General features: G+C 72.3%; 1 protein-coding gene. It reads right to left on the bottom strand.

Features of this window, described 5'->3' with window-relative positions:
• Positions 1–106: 106 nt before the first annotated feature.
• Positions 107–1063, bottom strand: a complete 957-nt coding sequence (fmt, locus tag AB8Z75_RS34570) for a methionyl-tRNA formyltransferase (RefSeq protein ID WP_369209047.1) — start codon at positions 1061–1063, stop codon at positions 107–109.
• Positions 1064–1298 lie beyond the last annotated feature (235 nt).

Genomic DNA, 1298 nt, shown 5'->3' on the forward strand with positions numbered 1-1298 from the left:
GAACTCCAAACTGCGGGATTCCCGCACTCCCGTGCTCCAGCAGTCCCGTACCCCAGCACTCCGCGGCTCGCGACAGCAGGCCTCCCGGTCCTCCTCGCGGAAGCTTCTACCCCTCGAACCCGGCGCCCTCGTCGATGCGGCTGCCCCGCGCCCAGTCGGCCGCCCGCATGGGCTTCTTGCCCTGCGGCTGCACCCACTCCAGCTCGACCGGGTGCGACCCCGTACCCACATGAACCGCGTTCTTGCTGACCCTCAACTCGCCCGCCGGAACCTCCTCCCCGCTCGTGGCCGCGGCCGTGACCGTGGTCGACAGCGGTGCCAGGGAGCGCACCTTCAGCCGCTCCCCCCGGAAAACCGTCCACGCACCGGGCGCCGGCGCGCACGCGCGCACCACCCGGTCGACCCGGAGCGCGGGCGCGGTCCAGTCGATGCGGGCATCCTCCACGCTGATCTTCGGCGCCAGGGAGATGCCCTCCTCCGGCTGCGGCACCGCCTGGAGAGTGCCGTCCTCGATGCCGTCCATCGTGGCGGCGAGCAGTCCCGCCCCAGCGAACGCGAGCCGGGTCAGCAGGTCACCGCTGGTGTCCCGGGGCCGTACCTCCTCGGTGACCACGCCGTACACCGGGCCCGAGTCCAGCCCCTCCTCGATGAGGAAGGTGGTGGCCCCGCTCATCTCGTCCCCGGCGAGCAACGCGTGCTGCACGGGCGCGGCACCACGCCAGGCAGGCAACAGCGAGAAGTGCAGGTTGACCCAGCCCTGGGCGGGGACGTCCAACGCGACGCGGGGCAGCAGCGCGCCGTAGGCGACGACGGGAGCACAGTCGGGACCGATCTCCCGCAACCGTGTCAGAAAGTCCTCGTCCCGGGGACGCGCGGGTTTGAGCACCTCGATGCCCTCCTCCTGCGCCCGCTGGGCCACGGGACTGGGCACCAGCCGCCTGCCGCGTCCCGCCCGCGCGTCAGGCCGGGTGACCACGGCGGCGACCTCGTGCCGCTCGGAAGCGATCAGGGCGTCGAGCGCCGGGACGGCGACCTCTGGTGTGCCTGCGAAGACGAGCCTCATCGGTGGCGAACTACCTCTCACACGCGGAAAGACAGCACAGTTTACGGTCCTCGGGGCGCCCGCACCGGAGGGGGCGTACGGGCATCCGCGCGCCCTGCCGACGCTCCGTCCACGCCCCCGCAGCGTGACCCGAGGGCCCGTCGTCGCGTTGGTCAAGTCAGATTGACCGAATCGAGTGCCGTCTCGCGAAGGCGCCGCGGCCTCGGTCCCACTCTCCTTCCCCCCCCTTCCGCAC

Source organism: Streptomyces sp. PU-14G (assembly GCF_041028275.1).
Taxonomy (GTDB): domain Bacteria; phylum Actinomycetota; class Actinomycetes; order Streptomycetales; family Streptomycetaceae; genus Streptomyces.